Source organism: Pseudomonas sp. ArH3a, assembly GCF_022648765.1.
In the GTDB taxonomy this organism is placed as follows: Bacteria; Pseudomonadota; Gammaproteobacteria; order Pseudomonadales; family Pseudomonadaceae; genus Aquipseudomonas.
Window position 1 is genome coordinate 4031724 of record NZ_CP080330.1, and the last position, 25219, is coordinate 4056942.

Sequence of the window (25219 nt, forward strand, 5' to 3'; positions counted from 1 at the left end):
GTTCAAATCGCCTCTAGTTCGCTCAAAAAGTCACGAAGATCATCAAAATCTTCCGCGCTACCGGCGCGGAAGGTGGCAGCGGCCTGGGCATAAGCTCGCAACGTTTCGGTCTGGAACACTTCCACCAACGGCACCTCCAGCCCCAGCTCGGCTTGCACCCGCGACGTGATCTGGATCGCCAGCAGGGAATGGCCGCCAACCTCGAAGAAGTTATCGTCAAGGCCTACCCGCGGCAGGTGCAGAATCTCGGCCCAGATCGCGGCGATTTGCTGCTCCAGCTCGGTTTCGGGCGCTACGTAATGCTGCTGCATCAAGCTCGCGTCCGGCTCGGGCAAGCCCTTGCGGTCGAGTTTGCCGTTGGGGGTGAGTGGCATCTGTGCCAGGAACATGAAGTGGGTCGGCACCATGTAGTCCGGCAAACGGGTTTTCAGGGCACGGCGCAGGCTGTCGCGGAACTCGGTTTCGTTGACGTGGGCGATTGCCGGCACCACATACGCAACCAGTTGTTTGCCACTCGGGCTTTCCTGGGCCACAACCACGGTTTCACCGACGCTGTCCTGCTCACGCAGGCGCGCTTCGATCTCGCCCAGTTCGATACGGAAGCCGCGAATTTTTACTTGATGGTCGACACGGCCGAGGTAATCCACCACGCCATCCGCACGGCCACGGGTCAGGTCGCCGCTGCGATACACACGACTGCCGGGCTTGCCGAATGGGTCGGGTACAAAACGCTCGGCGGTGAGGGCCGGGCGCTCCAGATAACCACGGGCCACGCCCTCTCCGCCCAGGTACAACTCGCCGGCCACGCCGATCGGTTGCAGGTTGAGTTGTGCGTCCAGCACATAGCCGCTGCGGTTGCCCAGCAGTGTGCCGATGGGTGCGTAAACGGCGCCGCATGGGTCGCCTCGACGGGCTTTCCATAGCAGTGGCGTGACCACGGTTTCGGTCGGGCCGTAGCCGTTGAACAGGTAAGTCGGTTTCAGCGCGCGCCATGCCAGGTCGTAACTGGCTTGAGCGACGGCATCGCCGCCAAAACAGTAAACGCGTACCGCCGGTGGGTTACCGTCGCGTTCGGCATGCTCAGCCAACTGTTGCAGGTACACCGGCGGGAACACGGCCATCGTTACGTTGTGACGGTGCATTTGTGCGTAGGTGTATTCCGGCAGCCACAGGCTGTCATCGCGGATCAAGACGCTGGCGCCATTGATCAGCGGGTGCATCCAGCCTTCGTGGGAACCGTCGAAGGCGAAGGACATAAAGTGCAGTTCGCAATCGGCCGGGCTGGTTTCGTAGCGCTCGCCGGTGGCGATGATGTGCGCCACCAACGGGCCGTGGGAAACGGCCACGCCCTTCGGCATGCCGGTGGAGCCGGAGGTGTAAATCACATAGGCGAGGTTGTCGCCGTCCAGGTCGACTTGCGGCGCGGTGTCGCTGTAACCGCTCCACTCCTCTGTTCGGTCAATGGCTAAGGTAGCCAGGCCATCGGCGATCGGCAGTTGCTGCAAGGCACTGGTGTGGGTCAGCAGCAGTTTGGCGCGGCTGTCTTGCATCATGTACAGCAGGCGATCACGCGGGTATTCAATGTCCAGCGGCACGTAGACGCCACCGGCTTTGAGCACGGCGAGAAACGCCACCATGATTTCGGCACTGCGCGGCATGGCAATCGCCACGCGCACTTCCGGGCCGACACCACGGGTGATCAGCGCGTGAGCCAGGCGATTGGCTTGGCGGTCCAATTCGCCGTACGTCAGGGTTTGCGCATCGAATTTGACCGCCACGGCACCCGGGTTTTCCCGTGCACGATCAGCGACCAATTCATGCACCAAACGCTGCGCCGAGAAGCCCGAGTCAGTGCGATTCCACAGCTGCAGAATGTGCTGCTGCTCGTCATAGTCCAGCAGCTTCAGTTGGGCAACGGTTTGCTGCTGATCAGCAACCATCGCCTGCAACAGGTTCTGCCAATGGCGCGCCATGCGCTCGATGGTCGCAGGCTCGAACAAGTCGGTGGCATAGCTTAACGAGGCGCGCAGCTGTTCCTGGGACTCTTCGACATCCAGGGTCAGGTCGAACTGCGCGACCGTCTCGTCCCAACTGATCGGGCTCATCTGCAACTGCGCAAGGCGCTGCAAATGCTGACTGGCCAGGCTGATGTTGTGATTGAACGCGACCTGGAACAACGGGCTCAGGCTCAGGCTACGCTCGGGTTGCAGAGCTTCTACCAGTTGCTCGAACGGCAGGTCCTGATGCGCCTGCGCTTGCAGCGCGCGCTGCTTGACCTGGGCCAACAGCTTGGTAACAGTGAGGTGCCCATCGAGGTCGGCCTTGAGCACTTGAGTGTTGACAAAAAAGCCGATCAGGCGCTCGGTCTCGACCCGATTGCGGTTGGCAATCGGCACACCGACGCGGATGTCCTGTTGGCCGCTGTAGCGATGCAGCAAGACCTGATAAGACGCCAGCAACAGCATGAACAGCGTCACACCTTCACGCTGGGCCAGGGCTTTGAGCTCGCCCAGCAACGGCGCGGGCAGCGCAATATTCAAGCGTGCACCGCGATGTGTCGGCACCGCCGGGCGTTGATGATCGAACGGCAGCTCCAGTACCGGCTGCTCGCCACCGAGCGTTTCACGCCAATAATCGAGTTGACGCGCCTTCTCCCCCGCGTCCATCCAACTGCGCTGCCACGCAGCGTAGTCGGCATACTGGATCGGCAGCGCCGGCAGTTGCAACAACTGGCCCTGGCTGTGCGCCTGGTAGAGCTGCACCAGTTCGTCGACCATCACCTGCATCGACCAACCATCGGAGATAATGTGGTGCTGCACCAGCACCAACACGTGCTCATCTTCGGCCAGGCGCAACAGGCTGACACGCATCAACGGGCCTTGGCGCAAATCAAACGGCTCGGCGATCTGCGCTTGCACCTGGGCTTTGAGAGAGGCCTCAACGGACTCGATCAAGACCAGCTCGATGCGCGCCTGCGGGCTGATCACTTGTACGGTACGCCCGGCCTCTTGTTGCAGATGGGTGCGCAAGCTTTCATGGCGCGCCACCAGCGTATCGAAGGCACGCTGCAACGCGGCCTTATCCAGAACCCCCTTAAGGCGCAGCACGCTGGGCACATGATAGGCAGCGCTGGCGGGGTCCAGCTGCCAGAGAAACCACTGGCGCTCTTGGGCGTAGGACAGTGCGAGCGGTTGCCCACGCTCCACCGCGACCAAAGGTTGCGAGGTTTGCACCTGCAACGCTGCGCACGCCGTCGCAAACCCTTGCAACGTCGGGTGTTCAAAGAGCGCCCGCAGGGGCACTTCGAGGCGCAGTTCATGCCGCACGCGGGAAACCACCTGGGTGGCCAACAACGAATGCCCGCCCAGCTCGAAGAAATGATCCGTGAGGCCCACCTGCTCGACCTGCAACACCGCCTGCCAGATCACCGCCAACTGCACTTGCAGCGGGGTTTGTGGCGCTACATAGGCGTGTTGACGCACACTCAGGTCAGGCCCCGGCAGCGCACGGCGGTCAAGCTTGCCGTTGTTGTTCAGCGGCAAGGCGTCAAGCACCAGCCAGTGCGCGGGCACCATGTAGTCCGGCAGCGACTGGCGCAAGGTTGCCGCCAGGGCTTGCCCGTCCAGGGTTTGACCGTGGGCGGGCACCACATAGGCGACCAATTGCATGCCCACCGCACTCGGCTGGGCGATGACGGCGGCTTCACGCACCGCCGGCAAGGCTTGCAGGCAGGCCTCGATCTCGCCCATTTCGATGCGGTAGCCGCGAATTTTGACCTGATGGTCGATACGACCGACGTACTCCAGCACCCCCGCCGCGTTGTAACGGGCCAAGTCGCCGCTGCGGTACAGCCGCGCACCCGGCTCGCTGGAGAACGGGTCGGGCAGGAAGCGCTCGGCGGTCAAGGCCGGGCGGTCGAAATAACGCTGGGCCAGACCCGCCTCGGCGCCGATGCATAGCTCACCGACGCCGTCGGTGGCCAGCAGCTCGAAACCGCTGTCGAGCACATACAGCGAGCGGCCAGCGATGGCCCGCCCGATCGGCACACCGAACGCATCACTGGCATCCGCCAGTTGGCAGTCGTGCACGCTGGACACCACCGTCGCCTCGGTCGGCCCATAAGTATTGACCAGTCTTACGCCGCCCAGCCCGGCGGCATGCCAGGCACGCACGCCTTCCACCGACATGGCCTCGCCGCCCACATGCACTTGGCGCAGGTTACCCAAGCTGCGGCGGTCGGCCGCGCACTCCTTGGCCAACAAATACCAGTAAGCGGCGGGCAAGTCGGCCAGGGTCACGTCTTGCTCGACGATCTCGCGCGCCAGTTGCCCGGCGTCCCACAGCTCATCGCCACGCATGATCAAGGCAGCACCCACGCACAGCGGCGGGTAGCACTGCTCCACAAAGCCGTCAAAGCTGAAGGTGGCAAATTGCAGCACGCGGTCTTCGGCACACAGGCGGCTATACGCCTCGGCGCTGTCACAGAACTGACCGAGGGCGGCATGGTCGATGGCCACGCCTTTGGGCAGGCCGGTGGAGCCGGAGGTGTAGATCACATACGCCAGGTCGGCGGCCGCCGCATGGCTGGGTGGATTGGTTGCCGGGTAGCTGTCCAGTTCTTCACCGCAGGCGCTGAAATCCACGCGGATCAACCCTTGCGGCAGCGGTAGATCGGCGAGCAACCCGGTTTCGCTGAGCAGCAGGTCCAGGCGACTGTCCGCGAGCATGTAGGCCAGGCGCTCGGCTGGGTATTTCGGGTCCAGCGGCACATAGGCAGCGCCGCTTTTGAGCACCGCCAGCAGGCTGACGATCAACTGCGGGCCACGCCGACTGGCCAGGCCGACGCGCTGGCCCGGCCCTGCGCCGAGCGCCAGCAAGCGGTGGGCCAGGCGGTTGGCGCGCTGATTGAGCTGGGCGTAGCTCAGGCGCTCACTGCCCGCCTGTACCGCCAGCGCGTCAGGCGTAGCATGGGCCTGGGCAGCGATGCGCTCGTGCACACGCTGATGACGCGGCGCAGCACCAACGGATTGGCTGAGGCTGAGTACTTGGTGCTGCGCGGCGGCGTCCAGCAGTTGCAGGTTGCCCAGTGCCACACCCGCATCCGCCACCAGCTGCGTCAACAGGTGACGCAGGTTAGCGCCCAGTTGCGTGACCTGTTGCTCGCTGAAGTGGGCACGGTCGTAGCTGAATTCCAGACGCAGGCTGGCGCCCAACTCAACGCCCAGGGTCAGCGGGTAGTGAGTGCGTTCGTGGTTGTGCATCCGGCCGAAGGTCAGGCCGGCGGGCGCGCCTTGCTTCAACGCTTCGGCCACCGGGAAGTTTTCGAACACCAGCAAGGTGTCGAACAACGCACCTTGTTGACCGGCCCACGCCTGGATGTCGTAGAGCGGCACGTGTTCATGGTCGCGCAAGCTCAGGTTCAGGGCTTGCAGCTCACCGAGCCAAGCGCTGGCCGACTGAGCGGGTGAGGCCGCACTGATGATCGGCAAAGTGTTGATGAACAAGCCCAGTTGCTGCTCGATCCCCGGCAATGGCGCCGAACGCCCGGCAACGGTGGCGCCGAACGCCACGCAATCCTGGCCGGTGTAGCGTTGCAGCAAGAGGCCCCAGGCGGCTTGCAGCACGGTATTGAGCGTGATTTTTTGTTGGCGGGCAAACTCGCCAAGCGCGTGGGTAAAGCCGTCGTCCAGTGTCACTTGATGGTCAGCCATGCCCACGCCGTCGACCGGCGCACGCAGTGCTTGGGCCAGCAACGTTGGCGCTTGCAACGGCGCCATGGCCGCTTTCCAGAACGCCTCTCCCGAAGGTTGCTGTTGCAGCCAGCCCAGGTAATCGCGGAACTGCCCCAGCGGCGCCTCCAAGGCCTGGCCTGCATAGTGGGCAATCACTTCGCCGAGCAACTGCGCATTACTCCAGCCATCCATGAGGATGTGGTGGCTGGTGAAGATGAAGTGCCAGGCAGACCCGACGCCGCGCACCAGCATCAGACGAAACAGCGGTGCGGCATTCAATTCAAAGCCGCGTGAGCGCTCGGCATCGGCAAGGGCATCAAGGTCGGCATTCACGTCTTCGATCACCTGCAACTGCACGTCGACCTGACGCTTGATCACCTGATGAGCACTGTCCAGGCCCAGCCAGTGGAAGCTGCTACGCAAGATGTCATGGCGGTCCAGCGCCGCTTGCCAAGCACGGCCAAAGGTCAGCAGGTCCAGGCCTTCAATGTCCAGGCGCAGCTGGTTGATATAGGCCTGGGCCTCGGGTTCGTACAAGGTGTGAAACAGCATGCCCTGTTGCATCGGCGACAGCGGGTAGAGGTCGGCGATGTCCGGCCCGGCCACGGGCAGTGCATCCAGCTGCTGCTGGGTCAGGCATGCCAGCGGGAAGTCCGATGGTGTCACCTGCCCAGCAGGCGTTGCGCAGCAATGCTCGATCAAGGCCTTGAGTTCCGTGGCGTAGTCATCGGCCAGGCGCTGAATAGTGGCGGCGTTGAACATCTCGCGGCTGAAGCCCCATTGCAGCGACAGCTCACCGCCATACACCTGCCCTTCCACCGTCAGCCAGTTGGCCAACGGCGCTTCCGGGTCCTGGGCCTGGCCACTGCCTTGCGCGGCGGGCACGAACAACGCCGACTCGTTGAACTGGCGGTCGAACTGCCCCAGGTAGTTGAAGGTGATACGCGGCGCAGCCAAGCCGACCAGGGTTTCGCGCGATTTCGGGCTGCCCAGGTAGCGCAGCAGGCCGTAGCCCAGGCCTTTATCCGGGACGGCGCGCAGTTGCTCTTTGACGGATTTGATCGCGTCCGACAGCTCGCCCTGGGCCTGCAAACGTACCGGAAACAGGCTGGTGAACCAGCCGACCGTGCGGCTCAGATCGATGGTGTCGAACAGGTCTTCGCGACCATGCCCTTCCAGTTGAATCAAAGCCGCGTGGCCGCTCCAACGGCTGATTACTCGCGTCAGCGCCGTCAGCAGCAGGTCGTTGACCTGGGTGCGATAGGCCGCCGGGGCGTCTTGTAGCAGTTGGCGGGTGAGCTCCGCATCGAGGCGGGTTTCGAGCTGGGTGCCCAGGCGGTTTTGCAGGCCGCCCTGAGGGTTGTCGCACGGCAGGTCGGCGTCGCTGGACTGTGCTTGCCAAAAGGCTAATTGATCATCAAGGGTTTGCGCATAGGCCTGCAGTTGTTGCGCCCATTGCTGGTAGCTGCTGGTCTTGGCCGGCAATGCGGCTTCTCGATAAGCCTGTTGCAGGTCTTCCAGCAGGATGCGCCAGGACACGCCGTCGACCACCAAGTGATGGACCACCAGCAGCAGGCGCTGGGTGCCATCGGCCATCTGCACTAACGCTGCACGCAACAATGGGCCTTGCTGCAGGTCCAGGCTGCGCTGGGCTTCATCGCACAACGCGGCCAATTGCGTGTCATCGCTTGCAGAGGATTGCCATAGCGCCGGCTCGTTGACGGGCGCGCCGTGGGCTTGCTGCCAGGTGTCGCCCTGCTGCACAAAACGCAGGCGCAACACGTCGTGGTGGTTGATCAGTTGCGTCAGCGCCGCTTCCAGGCGTGCAGGCTCCAGCGCCTCACGCGGCGTCAGCAGCAGCGACTGGTTCCAATGCTGACGTGCCGGGATTGCCTGGGCGAAAAAGCTTTGCTGCACGGGCGTCAGGATCACGTCACCGGTCACCGGGCCTTGATCGATAACGGCCGCCTGTTCAAACGCGGCCACCAGCGCCAGGCTACGCACGCTTTGGTACTGGAACAGGTCGCGCGGGCTGAGGCGAATGCCTGCCTGGCGCGCGCGGCTGACCACCTGGATGGAGATGATCGAATCGCCGCCCAGCTCGAAGAAGTTGTCGTCCAGACCGACTGGGGCGACGCCGAGCACGTCACTCCAGATCGCCGCCAGGGCCTTTTGCAATTCGCTGGAAGGCGCAACAAAGGCGTGTTGCGGCGCCGCATCTGGCACCGGCAATGCCTTGCGGTCGAGCTTGCCGTTGGCGGTCACTGGCAGTTTGGCCAAGTGCACCATATGGGTCGGCACCATGTATTCCGGCAGACTGCTGAGCAGCCACGCCTTGAGGTCGGTCGGCGCTTCGCCTTCGAGCACCAGGTACGCGACCAACTGCTTGCCACCCTGCACCAGCACCACCGCCTCGCGCACTGAAGGATGTTGCATCAGGCGCGTTTCGATTTCGCCCAATTCGATACGCAGGCCTCGCAGCTTCACTTGATGGTCGAGACGGCCAAGGTATTCGATCACGCCATCGGCGCGCTGGCAGACGCGGTCGCCGGTACGATAGAGGCGCTCGCCGTGGATAAACGGGCTGGGTACAAAACGCTCGGCCGTCAGCGCGGGGCGACGGTGGTAGCTGCGCGCCAGGCCGGTGCCGCCCAGGTACAGCTCGCCGGCAACACCGGCTGGCACCGGGTTGAGTTGGGCGTCGAGTACGTAGGTGGCAAGGTTGGCGATCGGACGGCCGATGGGCACGCTGTCGGCGCCTTCGTCGACGCAAGTCCAGTGGGTCACGTCGATGGCAGCTTCGGTCGGGCCATAGAGGTTGAATAAACCCGCCGTTGGCAGCTTCGCGAACACCTGCAGTTGCGCGTCCAGTGGCAAGGCTTCACCGCTGCACACGATGCGCTTGAGGCCGGCACAGGCTTGCACGCCCGGCTCATGGATAAACGCCTGCAGCATCGACGGCACGAAGTGCAAGGTGGTGATGGCGTGGCGGCCAATGGTTTCGATCAGGCGGGCCGGCTCGCGGTGCTCCCCAGGCGCCGCGACCACCAAGCGGGCGCCGGTCATCAGCGGCCAAAAGAACTCCCATACCGACACGTCAAAACTGAACGGAGTTTTCTGCAGGACCGCATCGCTGGCGTCTAAACCATAGGCCTGTTGCATCCAGCACAAACGGTTGACCAACGCGCGATGGCTGTTGCCGGCACCCTTGGGTTTGCCGGTGGAGCCGGAGGTGTAGATCACGTAAGCCAAGTTCAGCGCCTGGATAGCCACGGCCGGCGATTCGCTGCTGTAGCCGTCGAGCCAACCGGGCGCCTGATCCAGGGCGATCACTTGGACGTTTTCAGTCGGCAGTGACGCCAGCAGGCGCTGCTGACTGAGCAGCAGCGCGATGCCGCTGTCTTCGATCATGTAGGCCAGGCGTTCCTGGGGATATTCTGGGTCCAACGGCACGTAGGCGCCGCCGGCCTTGAGGACCGCGAGCAGGCCTACCACCATTTCGATGGATCGCTCGACACACACGCCCACCAGCACGTCCGGGCCAACGCCCTGCTCGCGCAAGGCGTGCGCCAGTTGGTTGGCGCGGGCATTGAGTTGGGCGTAGGTCAAGGTGGTTGCGCCACACACCAAGGCCGGCGCGTCCGGCGTGCACTGCACTTGGTCTTCGATCAGTTGGTGGATGCCGCGCTCGGTCGGATAGGCTTCGCCGGTCTGGTTCCACGCATGGATCAGCACGTGTTGCTCCTCGGCCGCCAGCATCGGCAACTCACCAATGCGCTGTTCGCCATCGGCCACCATGGCCTGCAACAGGCTGATCCAGTGCTGGGCCATGCGCGCAATAGACGGCGCATCGAACAGGTCATTGGCATAGGTCAGCGCGGCATGCAGGGTGCCGGATTTCTCGAAGGTGTCGAGGGTCAGGTCGAATTGGGTGGTACGGCTTTGCCACTCAACCAGTGACAGTTCGAGGCCGGAGGCGGTGCTGACCGAAGCGATATCGGCCACTACCGGCTGGTGGTTGTACATCACTTGGAACAGCGGCGTGTGGCTAAGGCTACGCTCGACGTTCAGCGCTTCCACCAGACGCTCGAACGGCAACTCCTGATGGTCCTGGGCGCCCAGCGCGTGTTCCTTGATGCCTTGCAGCAGCTCGGCAACGCGGGTCTGCCCGGTCAGTTCGGTGCGCAGTACCTGGGTGTTGACGAAGAAGCCGATCAGCCCTTCAACTTCACTGCGGTTACGGTTGGCGATAGGCACGCCGACGCGGATGTCGCCCTGCCCGGTGTAACGGTGCAGCAGCACGTTGAAGGCGCCCAACAGCAGCATGAACAGGGTGACGTTGTGCTGTTGCGCACAGCTGCGCAGTTGCGCGGCCAGGCTCGGATCAATGGCGAAATTATGGCGAGTGCCTTGGTAGCTGGGCATGGCCGGGCGCGAGCGATCCGTCGGCAATTCCAATACCGGATGCTCATCGCCCAGGCGCGCCTGCCAGTACTCCAGCTGACGCGCCTGTTCGCCCGCTTCCAGCCAGCGGCGCTGCCACAGGGCGTAATCGCTGTACTGGATCGGCAGCGTCGGCAATTGCGGCGCCTCGTTGCGCTCGTGGGCGTCGTAGCAGCGGATGAACTCGTCGATCAGCACGTTCATCGACCAACCGTCGGAGACGATGTGGTGCAGGGTCAGCAGCAGCACGTGCTCCTGCGCGTCGAGCTTGAGCAATTGCACGCGCAGCAGCGGGCCGTGTTCAAGGTCGAACGCCAGCAGCGATTGACGCGTCGCAGCTTGGTTGACGGCCAGCTCCCGCTCAGCGGCGGCCAAGGCACTCAAGTCCAGGTGCTCGACGGCCAGCGACGGTTCTAGCGCAACCTGGGTCAGGCGCTCATCGGCCTGACGCTGGAACACTGTGCGCAAAGTTTCATGCCGAGCTACCAGGCTGGCGAAGGCTTGCTCCAGCGCACGCAGGCTGAGCGCCCCCTTGAGCCGCACGGCGCCGGGCAGGTTGTAGGCGCCGCTGGCCGGGTCCAATTGCCACAGAAACCACATGCGCTGCTGGGCGTAGGACAACGCTTGGCGATCCTGCGCCTCAACCCCTGCCGGAATCGGAAACCGGGAAAAATCCACGCCTTCTTTCTGCAGGGCCTGCAGGAACACTTGGCGTTTTTCCAGAGGCAACCCGATAAACCGGCGAGCAAGTTTCAAGGAGTCTTCAGCATTCATTTCTTGGAGTCCGGAGCAATAGGCAGGAAGCACAAAGGCACGTCGTCCCTATAAAACGAACCGGACGGGGAAAAATTAGCGGGGGATGAATGGCTTGGAGCGAGGCGTCATCAAGGGTTACATCAATTTTCAGGAAAGACACTCCAAGCCGAGCTAGCATTGACGAACACCACTTTTGCAACTACATTTAGTTACACGCAGGGAACGCCGTGTCCAAAAATGAAAAGCTGCTCGCCAAACTGCTCAATGAGCACATGGCCTTTACTTGGCCAGAGCTCGTAACGCTGCTGCATCGTCTTGGCTACACACAGATTGAAGGGGCTGGAAGCCGGGTCAAATTCGACATCGGCGACCCCAGTGCAATGATCACCTTGCACAGGCCTCACCCCGGCAACGAACTGAAACATTACATTCGGCGCCAGATCATCGAACAATTGAAATCAGGAGAACTGATTCAGTGAACAACCAACTGAAACACAACGGCTACATCGGCTCTATCGAAGCCAGCCTCGAAGACAATTGCCTGTTTGGCAAAGTGCTGTTTATCAAGGCGCTGGTCAGCTATGAGGGTAAAACGGTCGCAGAGCTGGACGCGGCCTTTCGTGAGGCGGTAGACGACTATCTCGCTACATGCCACACCCTTGGGCAGACACCGGAGAAGCCGTGCAAGGGTTCATTCAACGTGCGGGTCGGCCATGACCTGCATCTGGCTGCGGCCCTGGCGGCGGCCCGTAAGAAAGTGACGCTCAATGACCTGACACGCCAGGCGCTGGATGAGTTTTTGCAACATCACAGCGCGGATGCCTACCCTGCGGTTGGCTGATGCCTGGCCTAAACCGTCGCTGCGCAGATCTTCACCTGCGCTCGCGCCAATCGACGTGCCTGGTGATCCAGGTCAAGGATGGCCTCAAGGCCGGAGTGGTTCGGTAGGTCAATATGCTGCAGCGCCTGCTCTACCACCTGCGAAATTTGGGTAAACCGAATACGTCGCCCCAGAAATGCCTCGACTGCCACCTCGTTAGCGGCATTCAAGGCGGCACTGGCCCGGGCCCCGTCGGCCAATACCTGCATTGCCAGGCCCAGACAAGGAAAACGTCCCACGTCGGGGTGTTCAAACGTCAACCCGCCAAAGCTCGTCAAGTCCAGTGGTGCGACGCCCGACTCAATCCGCTGTGGATACGCCAGGGCGTGGGCCACAGGCATGCGCATGTCGGGGTTGCCCAGTTGCGCCATCACCGACTGATCACGAAATACCACCATGGAATGCACCACGCTTTGCGGATGGATGAGGGCTTCGATGCGCTCGGCAGGCAGGTTGAATAACCAATGGGCCTCAATGATTTCCAACCCCTTGTTCATCATGGTTGCGCAATCCACGGAGATCTTACGGCCCATGGACCAATTGGGATGAGCACAGGCTTGCTCAGGGGTTACTTCGCCCAAGCTGTCCAAGGGTCTGTTCTTGAATGGGCCACCGGAGGCCGTGAGTATCAGGCGATTTACCCCTTCGAATGAACCCTGGCAACCTTGCAGGCACTGAAAGATCGCATTGTGCTCACTGTCGAGAGGGATTACGGTTGCGCCGGCGTCGGCGGCCGTCCGAATAAATAAAGCCCCCGATATGACCAGCGCCTCCTTGTTGGCCAAGAGGATTTTCTTGCCCGCCTGCGCGGCACTCAAGGTCGGCAACAAACCCGCGGCACCCACAATAGCCGCCACCACCGTGTCGATTTGAGGCTCTCGCGCGGCGCTACACAGCGCATCGACACCACATAACACCTCAGTGCGCAGGCCCGCCGCCAGCAAATGAGCCTGCAACTCAATGGCGTGTTGCGGTTCGCTGACCACCGCTATCGCGGGTTGAAAGCGCAAACATTGCTGGTACAGCTTGTCCATACGCGTATGGGCGGTAAGCCCATGTACCACTAATGTCTCGGGGTGACGCGCGACTACATCCAGAACACTGTCGCCGACCGACCCGGTTGAACCGAGAACGAGCAGGCGTTGCACCATGGTCTTGCCATCCTTTTTGGTCATTCGTGCCAAGCAATACTAGGCGCCCCTCACTGTTTTACAACGGCACATACATACCGACTTGCGATTAACCAAATGCCCTTTACTTCTAGGGTGGTGCCTATCGCCTTTCCCAAACACTTCAATTCCAAATCAAACTAACCGACAGGTTGTTTTTTGCGCCACAGCGTCTAAGTTATATAACTTCTACCTACTACTTTTTTGCGCTTCTATCCTTGGTCCGCAGTACCGTCCAATGGCGTAGACACTTCGGAGTCTTGCTATGAACGAATCGCTGTCCCTTCCCGTCTTCTCTTTTAAGTGGCCTGATGCCTGTTCGCCGCATGCGCAAGTGGTAGAAAACCATGTCATCGAGTGGGTCGAGAAACACCAACTGATGCCCAACAGCAACCTTCGCGCCCACACAGTCAGGTGCCGTTACGGTTGGCTGGCGGCGCGCTGTTACCCCACCGCCCCACTCGAACTACTGAACACCATCGCCGACTACATCGCCTGGCTGTTTCTGGTAGACGATTTGTTCTTCGACTGCGCGCAGGTCCCATCACCCCGCACCGTGGCCCATATCACCGCGATTATCGACGTGCTTGACCTGAACACCGCCCAACTGCAGCCCGAATTCGGCGAGCGCGCCCTGCTGGATATCTGCCAACGGTTGAGAAGACACCTGGACGCGGAGCGCTTTGCCCACTTCGCCAATGGTTCACGCATGATTTATGGCGGCGTCGCACTGCAGATCCTGGCACATATAAATAGTGAACCCGTGACGCTGCGCCAGTACCGCTGTCTCCGGCGGCATGGCAGCGGCATGATTCCCGCGATGGCCCTGGTCGACGCCGCCAGCCCCGTACCTCTGGAAGGCGAAGTGCGATTTTCTGCCGAGATCGAACAACTCGAAGACAGTACCAATACCATCGTCAGTTTGACCAATGACATTTTTAGCTTGAGCACTGAACTCAAACAAACTGGACTGCATGAAAACATGGTCACTCTGCTGGCGGGTCAAGGCCATACATTGCAAGAAGGTATTGATATAACTGCGGATAAAATACGCACTGAAATAAACAACTTCACTCAACATTCAAACCAACTTCTTGTCAACGCGAGCCCCGCCCTCAAGTACTACATTGACGGCTTGAGGCATTGGATAAGCGGCCATCAACGTTGGTTGGAGATCGATACCTCTCGTTATCGCGCAGCGCTTTTCGACAGTGATGCAGACCAGCGCTCGATGGCCCATGCCATTCAATGTGCGCACAGCGTGACGACGTCCTGAAGCCTCGTACCGCTGAGGAAATCCTGCCATGTTCGAACTCCTCGACACCGTCGACAGCCCTTCGCGCCTAAGGGCCTTGCAGTCCGCCGCCCTAGGGCCGCTGGCTGATGAACTACGGGGCTTTATTCTGCAAAGCGTGAGCGCTACAGGGGGCCATCTTTCGGCCAACTTGGGCAGCGTAGAACTGACCATTGCCCTGCATTACGTGTTCAACACTCCGGATGACCGAATTATCTGGGATGTCGGGCATCAGTCCTATGCCCACAAGATCCTTACCGGACGCCGCAAGGAGATGGGCGGGATTCGCCAATTTGGCGGAATTTCGGGGTTTCCGTGCCGTTGTGAGTCCTGTTATGACTGCTTCGGCACAGCGCATGCCAGCACCTCGATCTCGGCCGCGCTGGGTATGGCCCTCGCGGCTCGCACCCTCAGGCAGTCGCGCCACTGCATTGCAGTGATCGGCGACGGCGCCCTGAGCGGCGGCATGGCCTTTGAAGCGCTGAACAATGCGGGCGTATTCCGCGACCTGCCGTTCCTGGTGATTCTCAACGATAACGACATGTCGATCTCGCCCTCGGTGGGCAGGCTGCGCGAACACCTGGGCGCCCTGACCGCAGACCGCAATGGCGACCACGACGCCGGCCTGTTCAAGGCGCTGGGCCTTGCGTACAACGGCCCCATCGACGGGCATAACCTCGATGAACTGGTGACCGCCCTGCGTGAACTGAAAACCCGCCGTGGGCCGCAGTTGCTGCATATCGTCACCGAAAAAGGCCATGGCTATGGCCCGGCAGCCACTGACCCGGTGCTCTATCACGGGCCGGGTAAGTTCGACCCGATAGAGGGGATTCACCCTGCGGCTGCGGGTGCGCTCACCTATACGCAGGTATTTGGCCAGTGGCTGGCGGATGAAGCCGAGCGTAACCCGCGAGTGGTGGTGATCACCCCGGCCATGCGCGAAGGCTCAGGCCTGGTCGCATTCGAACGACGTTTTGCCGAGCGCTACTTCGATGTTGGAATCGCCGAGCAACATGCGCTGACCTTCGCCGCCGGGCTCGCCGCCGAAGGTCTGAAACCAGTGGTGGCGATCTACTCGACGTTCCTGCAGCGCGGTTATGACCAACTGATCCATGACATCGCCCTGCAGCAACTGCCTGTGGTGTTTGCCATTGATCGCGCTGGCATCGTGGGGGCCGATGGTGCCACCCACATGGGCGCCTTCGATATCGCGTATTTGCGCTGCATCCCTCATCTCACCATCATGGCGCCGGCCGACGAGCAGGAATGCCGGCAGATGCTGCACACCGCAGTACAACAACCGGGCCCGTGCGCGGTGCGTTATCCACGAGGCTCGGGCAGCGGTATCTCACCTTCACCCGAGCTGACCGAACTACCGATGGGTAAAGGCGAGATCCGCCGCGCCTGCACCCAGGCCTACGGGAAACGCATCGCGATCCTGGCCTTTGGCTCAATGACGCAACAAGCGTTGGAAGCTGCAGAGTTGCTCGACGCTACGGTGGCTAACATGCGTTTTATCAAACCCCTGGACCGTGACTTGATCCAGACGCTGGCGCGCGAACATGATTGGCTGGTGACCGTCGAAGAAGGCTGCATCATGGGGGGTGCAGGGTCGGCCTGCCTGGAGTGCCTGGCCAGCCAGAATATACGCCCTCCACTGCTGCAACTGGGGTTGCCCGACCACTTTATCGAACATGGTACGCCCGAGCAGCTGTTGAGCCATTACGGCCTGGACGCCCTCGGTATCGCGCATTCGATACACCGGTTCGCCCATGAACAACAGCTGGGGTACCCGTCGCCCTGCGACACACTGGCGAGTGCACAAGCATGAACATTATCCTGGCCCAACCGCGAGGTTTCTGTGCCGGCGTCGTGCGCGCCATCGATACGGTCGAGCAGGCCTTGGAGCAATTCGGCGCACCGGTCTACGTACGCCACGAAATCGTGCACAACCGCCATGTGGTTCAGACACTGCGGGACCAAGGTGCCGTTTTTGTCGACGAACTGGAGCGCGTGCCGGTCGGTGCCCTGACCATTTTCAGCGCACACGGAGTGGCTCGTGAAGTGGAACGCCAGGCGTTAGAGCGTCAACTTCAAGTGGTCGATGCTACGTGCCCGCTGGTGACCAAGGTGCATAACCACGCCCGCCAATACGCCGCGAAAGGTTATCAATTGATCCTGATCGGCGAACCCGGGCACCCGGAAGTCATCGGCATCCTTGGCCAGGTAGACGCGCCAATCACCTTGATTCAGACCGTCGAACAGGTCCGGGCCCTCGATTTTCCTGCCGATACCCTACTGGCCTACCTCACCCAGACCACGCTGAGCGTGGATGATACCCGCACCGTAGTCAAAACCCTGACGCAACGCTATCCCAACATTGTCGGGCCCGACGCCCGCGATATTTGCTATGCGGTGCAGAACCGCCAACAGGCCGTACGTGAGCTCTGCGCCCAAGTGGATGTGCTGCTGGTAGTCGGCAACGCCAACAGCGCAAACGCCACAACCTTGTGCAAGCAGGCTAACGACAGCGGCACGCCCAGCTACCTTGTGAGCGACGGCAGTGAGGTGGATACCCGATGGTTTACACCAGAAATGAGCGTTGGGATCAGTGCAGGCGCTTCAACCCCGGAGGTCTCGGTACAGGACGTGATCGCTGCCCTGGCACGGTTTGCCCCGCTGCACATCCAGACCTTGCCAGGGCGCGAAGAGCATGCGCAGTTTCGCCTGCCTCCCGGACTGATTGCCCGGCAATAAGCCAGAGGAGGCACTGCCATGAACGTCCCCATTGCGCGTCGCGTCACCCGCCAGGTGCGGATCGGCACACTCAACCTTGGCAGCGACGGGCCGATCGTGGTCCAGGCCATGACCAATACTGACACCGCCGATGCCCAAGCCACCGCGGCCCAGGTGGAAAGTCTGGCCCGCGCGGGCGCGGAGCTGGTGCGCATCACCGTCAACAGTCATGAGGCCGCCGCCCAAGTGGCGACCATCCGCGAATTGCTGGATCGACGTACTGTTGAAGTGCCCCTGGTGGGCGACTTTCACTTCAACGGCCATCGCCTGCTGACGGCTTACCCGGAGTGCGCCCAGGCCCTGGCCAAGTACCGGATCAACCCCGGCAATGTCGGCAAGGGTTCACGACGCGATGAGCAATTCTGCCAAATGATCGAAGTCGCTTGCCGCTATGACAAGCCGGTGCGCATCGGAGTCAATTGGGGCAGCCTCGACTCGGACCTTCTGGCACGCATGATGGATGCCAATGCCGCCCTCCCCACGCCACTGGCGGCCGACGCGGTGATGCGCGAGGCGTTGGTGGTTTCGGCGCTCGACAACGCCCAGCGGGCGGTTGAAGTCGGGTTACCTGCGGACCATATCGTGTTGTCGGCCAAAGTCAGCCATGTGCAGGATCTGATTGCGGTCTATCGAAACTTGGCGGCGAGCTGTGACTTCCCCTTACACCTGGGGTTGACTGAAGCCGGCATGGGCTCCAAAGGCATCGTCGCGTCGACGGCCGCGCTGGCCGTGCTGCTGCAGGAAGGTATCGGCGACACCCTGCGCATTTCCCTCACCCCACCACCTCGCGGTGAGCGCACCCAGGAAGTCCACGTGGCCCAGCAGATCCTGCAAACCATGGGTCTGCGCGCTTTTACGCCACAGGTGGTGGCGTGCCCAGGCTGCGGGCGCACCACCAGTGTGTTTTTCCAGGAACTGGCGCAGCGCATCGAAGGTTTTCTGCGCGAACAGACACCGCTGTGGCGCGCCCAGTACCCCGGGGTCGAGCGCCTGCAAGTAGCCGTCATGGGCTGCGTGGTCAATGGGCCCGGGGAAAGTCGCTTGGCCGACATCGGCATCTCTTTGCCTGGTGCAGGTGAACACCCTTCGGCCCCGGTCTATATGGATGGCGAACGGGTCATGACGCTAAAGGGCCAAACCATCGCCGAAGACTTTATCCGGTTACTGGAGGCCTACGTTGCCGCGCGTTTCGGCCATCAGAAACAGGCCCTGACGGCCCTGCTCTCAACCCAGGCGCCGATAGCCCAGCAACGCTGAGCCCAGCACCACCGCGCCCGCCACCAACGCCACCCAGAACCCGCTGGTGGCGCCAAACTGGTCGATCATCCAACCCGAGCTGGCCGCACCGATAGCCACGCCGATGCTCAAGCCGGTGATCAGCCAAGTCATGCCTTCGGTGAGGCGACTGGGCGGGACGACCTGTTCCACCAGGGCCATGGACACGATCAGCGTAGGTGCAAAGAACAGACCGGAAATAAACACCGCCACGGCCAGCCCGGGAATATGGTTTACCAGCAGCAACGGCAAGGTGGTCAACGCTGTCGCCACACCGCAGAACAGGAACTGGCGTGGCAACGATGCCTTGAGCTTGAGTGTGCCAAAGGCCAACCCCGCCAGGCACGAGCCGATGGCATACACCGAGAGCACGATGCTCGCCGCCGCCGGCTGACCCTGCTGCTGGGCAAAGGCGACGCTGACCACATCTACCACGCCAACGATGACGCCCATGGCCAGCAGCAGGGTCATCAGGATCAGCACCGAAGGTGAGGCGATCAGCCAGCGACCGTGATGGCCGTGGTGTTCATGCACTGGCGGCTCAGTCGCGCGTTGCAGCACGAAGGTGGTCACGCCCACCGCCAACAGCAGCGCGGCTACCAACGGCCCGGCCTCCGGGAACAGCACCACGCTCAGGCCCACCGAGATCGGCGGGCCGATAATGAAACACACCTCATCGAGCACCGACTCCAGGGCAAACGCGGTCTGCAATTTGGGTTGTCCCCGATACAACTCGGTCCAGCGCGCCCGCACCATGGCCGACATGTTGGGCATGCAACCGGCCAAAGCGGCAAACACAAACAATGTCCAGCTCGGCGCCTGAAGCCGGGTGCATAACAGCAACAGCAACAACGCCCCGCCGCCGATCAGTGCCGCCAGCGGCAGCACCCTGCCCTGGCTATAACGGTCCACCAACCGCGAAACCTGCGGCGCGCAAAACGCCGTGGCCAAGGCAAAAACCGCTGCCACCGCGCCCGCCAGGCCATAGCCGCCATGCACTTGCGAGAGCATGGTGATCAGGCCGATACCGACCATCGATATCGGCATGCGCGCCAGCATGCCGGCCAATACAAAAGCCCGGCTGCCTGGGGCCTGGAACAACTCGGCGTAGGGATTTGCCATCCTGCTTGACCTCTTCCTCAGCGCCTTGAAACTTGCTATCTGCAGTCATCAAGGCAACATACATACGGTGCGTATGTGGCAAATCATGCGTAACATACGCAGCGTATGTCAATCACTCAAACACCCATCGCGAGCCTTACCTATGAGCCGAGCCCGTGCCGAAATGATCGAAGACACCCGCGCCCGGCTGATCGCCAGCGCCCGCCAGGCCTTCGCCACGCAGGGCTATGCCAACACGTCGATGGACGACTTTACCGCACGCGCCGGCCTGACCCGTGGGGCGTTGTACCACCACTTTGGTGACAAGAAAGGCCTGTTAGCGGCGGTGGTTGCCCAGCTCGACAGCGAAATGGACGCGCGCTTGCAGCGCATCAGCGATCAGGCCCAAGACCCTTGGGACGGCTTTTGTGAACGCTGCCGCACCTATTTGCGCATGGCGCAGGACCCGGAAATCCAACGCATTGTGTTGCAGGATGCGCCAGCCGTGCTCGGCGATACAGGCGCTCAACAACACTGTGTAGAGTCACTACGCCAACTGCTTGAGGGCTTGATGCAGGCGGGTGCCATCGCGCAAGGCCCCAGCGTTGCGCTGGCGCAGTTGATCAATGGCAGCTTGGTCAACACCGCGCTGTGGATCGTCCGGGATGAGCACCCGGGCGCGCGGCTGGAAGAAGGCTTGCAGGGCCTGGAGCTACTGCTGCGCGGCTTGAAGCAATAAGCCCCGCTACACCAACCGTACGATCTGCTTATGCCGCCACACCAATCGGTAGTAAGCGGTCTGCAGCGCCAGCATCGCCAGGTAGGTCACCGGAAACGCCATCCACACGCCTTCAAGGCCAAAGTGCGCGTTGAGCATGTACGCCATCGGCAGTTCAACACACAGCACGCAGAAAATAGAGATCGCCACCGGCATCAGCACCACGCCGCTGGCGCGCATGATCCCGCCCACCACCGCCTGGAAGCCGAACACCAGGATGCTCCACAACATGATGTGCAGCAGGTGTTCGGCATTGAGCCGCGCCGCGTCGTCGGTGATGAACAGCCCCAGCAGCCAGTGCGACAGCAGGTAGCCGAGCACGATCAAGCCACCGGTGAGGCAGGTGTTGATCAGCAAGCCCGTACGCAGGATCGGCCCGATCCGCTCCAGGCGCCCGGCGCCAATCGCCTGGGCCCCGAGAATCGACGCAGTGATCGCAATCGACAACGCCGGGAACTGCACGTAATTGACGATCTGCGTCACCGCGCCATACGCCGCCGTGGCTTGGGAGCCGTGGCTGTTGACCAAGGCGAGGATGACCAATTCCGACAACGACAGCACCACCATCTGCAAGCCGGTCGGCAGGCCGATGCGCAGCACTTTGCCGAGGATCGCCCGGTCCAGGCGCAAGGCGGCGAGCAGTTCGCGGTCCGGCGCCATCACGTGTTTTTTGTGGCGCAGGCGCACTATCAGAAACAGCATCGCCGAGGCGTTGCCGACCAAACCTGCGTACACCGCACTCTGGATGCCCATGGGCGGCAGGCCGATCCAGCCGCGAATCAGCGCCGGGGTCAGCAACAGGCCGACCAGGGTCGAGACCATCAGCGCCAGCAGCGGCGAAACTGTGTCACTGACGCCACGCAGCAACTGGGTGTAGAGGATGAAGACCAGCAGCAGCGGCATGATCAGCATCATCATCTGGGCATAGCCCACGGCATCGTCGAGAACGTCAATCGGTGTACCCAACGCCTGCATCGCCGGGCGCGCGAACAGGCCGCCGAGCACGGCCGCGATCAACCCCACCAACGCGCCCAAGGTCAACGTCGCACCGGTGATCGCCTTGACTAATCCGGTTTCCTGGGCGCCCCATGCCTGGCCGATCAGTACCGAAGCGCCCGCCCCCAGGCCGATCACCAAAGCGATAAAGAAAAACACGATCGGGAACATCCCCGACACCGCCGCCAGCGCCTGGGTGCCGAGCATTTGCCCGACGTAGATGCCGTTAAGGGTGCCGGAAAAGCTTTGCAGGAAATTGGACAGCACCATCGGTGCCAGAAAGATCAGGTAGATCTGCCACAACGGCCGTTGTTGGGTGACTGGCATGGTGGTTCGAGTCCCGGAATTATTGTTAGACGGGGAACGCATTACGCGACAACCAGGCCAGGTACGTCTGCACCTCGTTAGGCCAATGCGCGATCTTGTTGGCGAAGGCCGCTGCATCCTCAGCGAAGAGCGCCCGCGAGGCGTCTTCAAAACCTTGCAGGTCGCCGCCAATGGCACTCATGAAACGATAGCTGGCTTCCTTGGCCTGGCGCGCCTGATCACGTGCGGCATTGGCATTGCGTGCTTCATCCACCAGCCGGCGCAAGGCTGCCGAGGCGCCGCCGCGTTGTTGGCCCAGCCATTCCCAGTGGCGCGGCAGCAGAGTGACTTCGCGCGCGATCACACCCAGCTTTGGGCGCCCAACCGAGGGGACCGAGGGAGGCTCGTCATCGCTTGACGCCTGCGCAGGTTGCTCAGGCGCATAACCGCTGGGCCAGGGGTAATCGACTTGGGTGCCGGTGGCGTCATCAAAGACCAGGAAGGTGCCCGCCGGCAGGTCCAGACCTGCCAGGGTATCGGCCACGTCCGAATAGGTACCGGCCGCCACGCGTTGGTGGCGGAGGAAGACAGTGCACTGAGGAGCGTTTAGCGTCGGCATGGTTTATTACCCGGGTGTTATTTATTTTACCCGGGTTATATTAGCCATTATCTGGCAGCATGCAAGGTTATTGTGGTGAAACCTCCAAAGGCCGCCACCTATGGACCTGTGGGAGTTGGCAGGCAGATAAGTTACCCCCCGAAGGTTTGTGAAGGCCTGCGCAACGTTGGATCAAACGGATTAATCCTAGGCCCAATCGCCGCTGCCTCGCGTTTGAGCAACTCCACCACCATCGGCAACCGGCTCGGCCCCAGGCGGTCACTGATGGTCGCCACACTCAACGCCGCCACCGCATGGCCATCCCGATTGAGAATAGGCACCGCCAGCCCGGCCATGCCTTCCAGCACGCCGGTGTTACGCGCTGCGTACCCAAGGTTACGCACGCTCTCCACTTCCGAACGCAGCAGCACTTCGTCATACAAGTGAAAATCCTTGAGCCGAGGCAAGTTGTAGCGGATCACCGTCTCACGCTCCTCCTCCGGCAAAAACGCCAGAATCGCCAGGCTGCCCTGCCCCACACCCAACGCGACACGCCCACCGATATCGCCGGTAAACGTGCGGATTGGATACGGTCCCTCGCTGCGGTCCAGGCAGATCGCATCAAAGCCGCTGCGCGCCAACAGGAACAACGAATCGCCCAATGAAGCACTCAGGCGCAACATGCTCGGCCGCACCAGGTCGCGCAGGTTGCCGGTCTTGCCCGCATTCGCCGCCAGTGCGAAGAACTCCAGGCTCAGGCGATAGCGCTTGCTGCGTGCGTCCTGCTCGACCATGCCTTCGTCCATCAGGCTGCGTAACAGGCGGTGAGTGGTGGGCTGGGACAGGCCGACCTGTTGTGCAAGTTGGGTGACCCGTTCGCCGCCCTCGGGCACTTCACCCAGGGTTCGCAGCAGCGCGAACAAACGAGACACGCTGCCCGCCCCGACTTCTTTACCGCCATCATTTCGCTCAGTGGAATCCATAACACCCAATCTCTTTGTAAATTCCGGTGAGTGAATAAATCTTAAAATACTTACTCATTCAGTGAAATTCCATCTTTCGCCCATCCTAGTCTTCGTCCTAATCTGCGTCCACAGGGGCGAAATGAACAACAAATGGCAGCCGACTCGAGATCGAGCGCCAACGCACCCGCAACACCCTTTCGCATCTGCCCAAAACAAAAAAGCGCGTTTCGACGCGACTCAAAAAGGTGGAACGCAGACATGGCATTTCTCCAACTCAACGCCTTGAGCAAACGCTACGGCGCCGTCGATGCGGTGGTCGCCACTGACCTTGCGGTAGAAAAAGGCGAGTTCGTTTCCCTGCTCGGCCCCTCGGGCTGCGGCAAGACCACCACCCTGCAAATGATCGCCGGCTTCGTCGACGTGAGCGGCGGGCAGATCCTGCTCGACGGGCGCGACATCACCCACGCCAAACCCGCCAGCCGTGGCCTGGGCGTGGTGTTCCAGAGCTACGCGCTGTTCCCGCACATGACTGTGCGCGACAACGTCGCCTTCGGTTTGAAGATGCGCAAAGTGCCGGCCGCCGAGATCGCCAGTAAAGTCAAAACCGTGCTGGACCTGGTGCGCCTGGCCCCACACGCCGAGCGTTACCCGCGTGAGCTGTCCGGCGGCCAGCGCCAGCGTGTGGCCTTGGCTCGCGCGCTGGTGATCGAACCGCCGGTGTTGCTGCTGGATGAACCGCTGTCGAACCTCGACGCCAACCTGCGTGAAGAAATGCAGTTTGAAATCCGCCGCATCCAGTGCGCCGTGGGCATCACCACCTTGATGGTCACCCACGACCAGGCCGAAGCCTTGTCCATCAGCGACCGCGTGGTGGTGATGCAGGCCGGGCGCGTGACCCAGATCGACGCGCCTTACAAACTCTACGAACACCCGCGCACGCGCTTCATTTCGGACTTCGTCGGCAAAGCCAACCTGCTGCCGGGCGACTACGACGAATTCGGCGCCCCGCAAGTGCGCCACGCCAGCGGCGACGGCGAGCTGACCCTGAGCCTGCGCCCGGAAAAAATCACCTTGGTGGACGCCGGCAGCGGGCGCGTGCAAGGCAAGGTCCTGGACAGCTACTTCTTCGGCAGCCAGTGGCTGTACCGCATCCACACCACCCTCGGCGAAATCACCGTGGTGCGCAGCAATGACGGCAGCGCGCCGCTCGGTTGCGGCGCTGCCGTGGGCCTGGACTGGCACGCCGGCTTGCTGCGCGTGTTGGCGGTGGATGAGGTGCGCGCATGAGTCGGGGTTATCTGTTGTCGTTGCCGGCCCTGGCGCTGTTTACCGGGCTGTTGATTCTGCCGCTGGTAATGACCCTGGTGCTGTCGTTCAACGTGTTCGACTACCAAGTGGGCGTGAAGGCGGATGAATGGACCTTGGCGCATTACCTGTCGCTGTTCAGTGATTCTTACTTCTACGAGATCTTCTGGCGCACCTTCTGGATCAGCGCGCTGGTGACCTTGCTGTGCGTGGTGATCGGCGTGCCCGAGGCCTACATCCTCAGCCGCATGGGCACGCCGTGGCGCTCGATCTTCCTGATTCTGATCCTCACGCCGCTGTTGATTTCGGTGGTGGTGCGCGCCTTTGGCTGGAGCCTGCTGCTTGGCGCCGACGGGCTGGTCAACCAAGTGATCCAGGCCCTCGGCGGGCGTCCGGTAAAACTGTTGTACACGCCGTTTGCGGTGATCATCGCGCTGGTGCACGTGATGCTGCCGTTCATGATTATTCCGGTGTGGACCTCGCTGCAAAAGCTCGACCCGTCGGCAGAACAGGCGGCGCTGTCGCTGGGCGCGAGCCAGGCCACGGTGATGCGCAAGATCGTGTTGCCGCAAGTCATGCCTGGCGTGTTATCCGGCACCTTGATTGTGTTCGGCCTGGCCGCCAGCTCGTTTGCGATCCCCGGCCTGCTCGGCGGGCGCCGCCTGAAAATGGTCGCCACGGTGGTGTACGACCAGTACCTCTCGGAACTCAACTGGCCCATGGGCGCGACCATCGCGGTGGTGCTGCTGTTGGTCAACCTGCTGATCATGCTGAGCTGGAACCGCATGGTCGAAAGCCGCTACAAAAAGTCCCTGGGGGTTTAAG

15 protein-coding genes are annotated in these 25219 nt (G+C 61.9%); 9 read left to right on the forward strand and 6 right to left on the reverse strand.

The annotated features are described in order from the left end of the window. Positions 1-2: 2 nt before the first annotated feature. The gene (locus tag K0P33_RS18375) at positions 3-10949 is read right to left on the reverse strand and encodes a non-ribosomal peptide synthetase (RefSeq protein WP_242150312.1); all 10947 of its coding nucleotides are present in this window, start codon (positions 10947-10949) and stop codon (positions 3-5) included. A gap of 209 nt (positions 10950-11158) precedes the next feature. Between K0P33_RS18375 and K0P33_RS18380 the strand changes: the two genes are divergently transcribed. Together K0P33_RS18380 and K0P33_RS18385 are read left to right on the forward strand one after the other, a co-directional pair. Next, complete coding sequence (locus K0P33_RS18380) at positions 11159-11410, forward strand: type II toxin-antitoxin system HicA family toxin (protein ID WP_094952018.1); 252 nt, start codon at positions 11159-11161, stop codon at positions 11408-11410. Continuing rightward, the gene (locus tag K0P33_RS18385) at positions 11407-11772 is read left to right on the forward strand and encodes a type II toxin-antitoxin system HicB family antitoxin (protein ID WP_094952019.1); all 366 of its coding nucleotides are present in this window, start codon (positions 11407-11409) and stop codon (positions 11770-11772) included. The genes K0P33_RS18380 and K0P33_RS18385 overlap by 4 nt, the downstream gene beginning before the upstream one ends. 8 nt (positions 11773-11780) lie before the next feature. Here K0P33_RS18385 and ispC read toward each other — a convergent pair whose 3' ends face one another. Continuing rightward, the gene (gene ispC, locus K0P33_RS18390) at positions 11781-12962 is read right to left on the reverse strand and encodes a 1-deoxy-D-xylulose-5-phosphate reductoisomerase (RefSeq protein ID WP_094952020.1); all 1182 of its coding nucleotides are present in this window, start codon (positions 12960-12962) and stop codon (positions 11781-11783) included. A gap of 283 nt (positions 12963-13245) precedes the next feature. Between ispC and K0P33_RS18395 the strand changes: the two genes are divergently transcribed. From K0P33_RS18395 to ispG, 4 genes are read left to right on the forward strand one after another with little or no spacing between them, the layout of a single operon-like run. After that, positions 13246-14256, forward strand: a complete 1011-nt coding sequence (locus K0P33_RS18395; protein ID WP_242150315.1) for a hypothetical protein — start codon at positions 13246-13248, stop codon at positions 14254-14256. 28 nt (positions 14257-14284) lie between these two features. Beyond that, entirely contained in the window at positions 14285-16105 is a 1821-nt protein-coding gene (dxs, locus tag K0P33_RS18400) for a 1-deoxy-D-xylulose-5-phosphate synthase (protein WP_242150318.1), read from the forward strand. Next, a complete protein-coding gene (ispH, locus tag K0P33_RS18405; protein WP_242150322.1) occupies positions 16102-17031 on the forward strand; it encodes a 4-hydroxy-3-methylbut-2-enyl diphosphate reductase in 930 nt (309 codons plus the stop codon). Before dxs ends, ispH begins: the two co-directional genes overlap by 4 nt. 18 nt (positions 17032-17049) lie before the next feature. Next, positions 17050-18327: a flavodoxin-dependent (E)-4-hydroxy-3-methylbut-2-enyl-diphosphate synthase gene (gene ispG / locus K0P33_RS18410; RefSeq protein WP_242150325.1), complete on the forward strand. Its 1278-nt coding sequence runs from the start codon at positions 17050-17052 to the stop codon at positions 18325-18327. Here the strand turns inward: ispG and K0P33_RS18415 are convergent. Next, the gene (locus K0P33_RS18415; protein ID WP_094952025.1) at positions 18295-19467 is read right to left on the reverse strand and encodes an MFS transporter; all 1173 of its coding nucleotides are present in this window, start codon (positions 19465-19467) and stop codon (positions 18295-18297) included. The two genes, ispG and K0P33_RS18415, sit on opposite strands and share 33 nt — an antisense overlap. A gap of 142 nt (positions 19468-19609) precedes the next feature. Here K0P33_RS18415 and K0P33_RS18420 point away from each other — a divergent pair, with 142 nt between their 5' ends. Beyond that, positions 19610-20185: a TetR/AcrR family transcriptional regulator gene (locus tag K0P33_RS18420; RefSeq protein ID WP_242150328.1), complete on the forward strand. Its 576-nt coding sequence runs from the start codon at positions 19610-19612 to the stop codon at positions 20183-20185. A 6-nt stretch (positions 20186-20191) separates the two neighbouring features. On the opposite strand, the gene K0P33_RS18425 is transcribed toward K0P33_RS18420, so the two are convergent. The 3 genes from K0P33_RS18425 to K0P33_RS18435 form a co-directional block, all read right to left on the reverse strand. Continuing rightward, entirely contained in the window at positions 20192-21547 is a 1356-nt protein-coding gene (locus tag K0P33_RS18425) for an MATE family efflux transporter (protein ID WP_242150331.1), read from the reverse strand. Positions 21548-21572: 25 nt separating this feature from the next. Continuing rightward, positions 21573-22145: a DUF2239 family protein gene (locus K0P33_RS18430; protein WP_242150334.1), complete on the reverse strand. Its 573-nt coding sequence runs from the start codon at positions 22143-22145 to the stop codon at positions 21573-21575. A gap of 131 nt (positions 22146-22276) precedes the next feature. Continuing rightward, entirely contained in the window at positions 22277-23107 is an 831-nt protein-coding gene (locus K0P33_RS18435; RefSeq protein WP_242150337.1) for an IclR family transcriptional regulator, read from the reverse strand. 240 nt (positions 23108-23347) lie between these two features. Between K0P33_RS18435 and K0P33_RS18440 the strand changes: the two genes are divergently transcribed. Together K0P33_RS18440 and K0P33_RS18445 are read left to right on the forward strand one after the other, a co-directional pair. Further along, positions 23348-24376 (forward strand): ABC transporter ATP-binding protein, encoded by a 1029-nt coding sequence (locus K0P33_RS18440; RefSeq protein WP_094952030.1) that lies wholly within the window; start codon positions 23348-23350, stop codon positions 24374-24376. Further along, positions 24373-25218, forward strand: a complete 846-nt coding sequence (locus tag K0P33_RS18445; protein WP_242150340.1) for an ABC transporter permease — start codon at positions 24373-24375, stop codon at positions 25216-25218. The genes K0P33_RS18440 and K0P33_RS18445 overlap by 4 nt, the downstream gene beginning before the upstream one ends. The last annotated feature ends 1 nt before the right edge of the window (position 25219 follow it).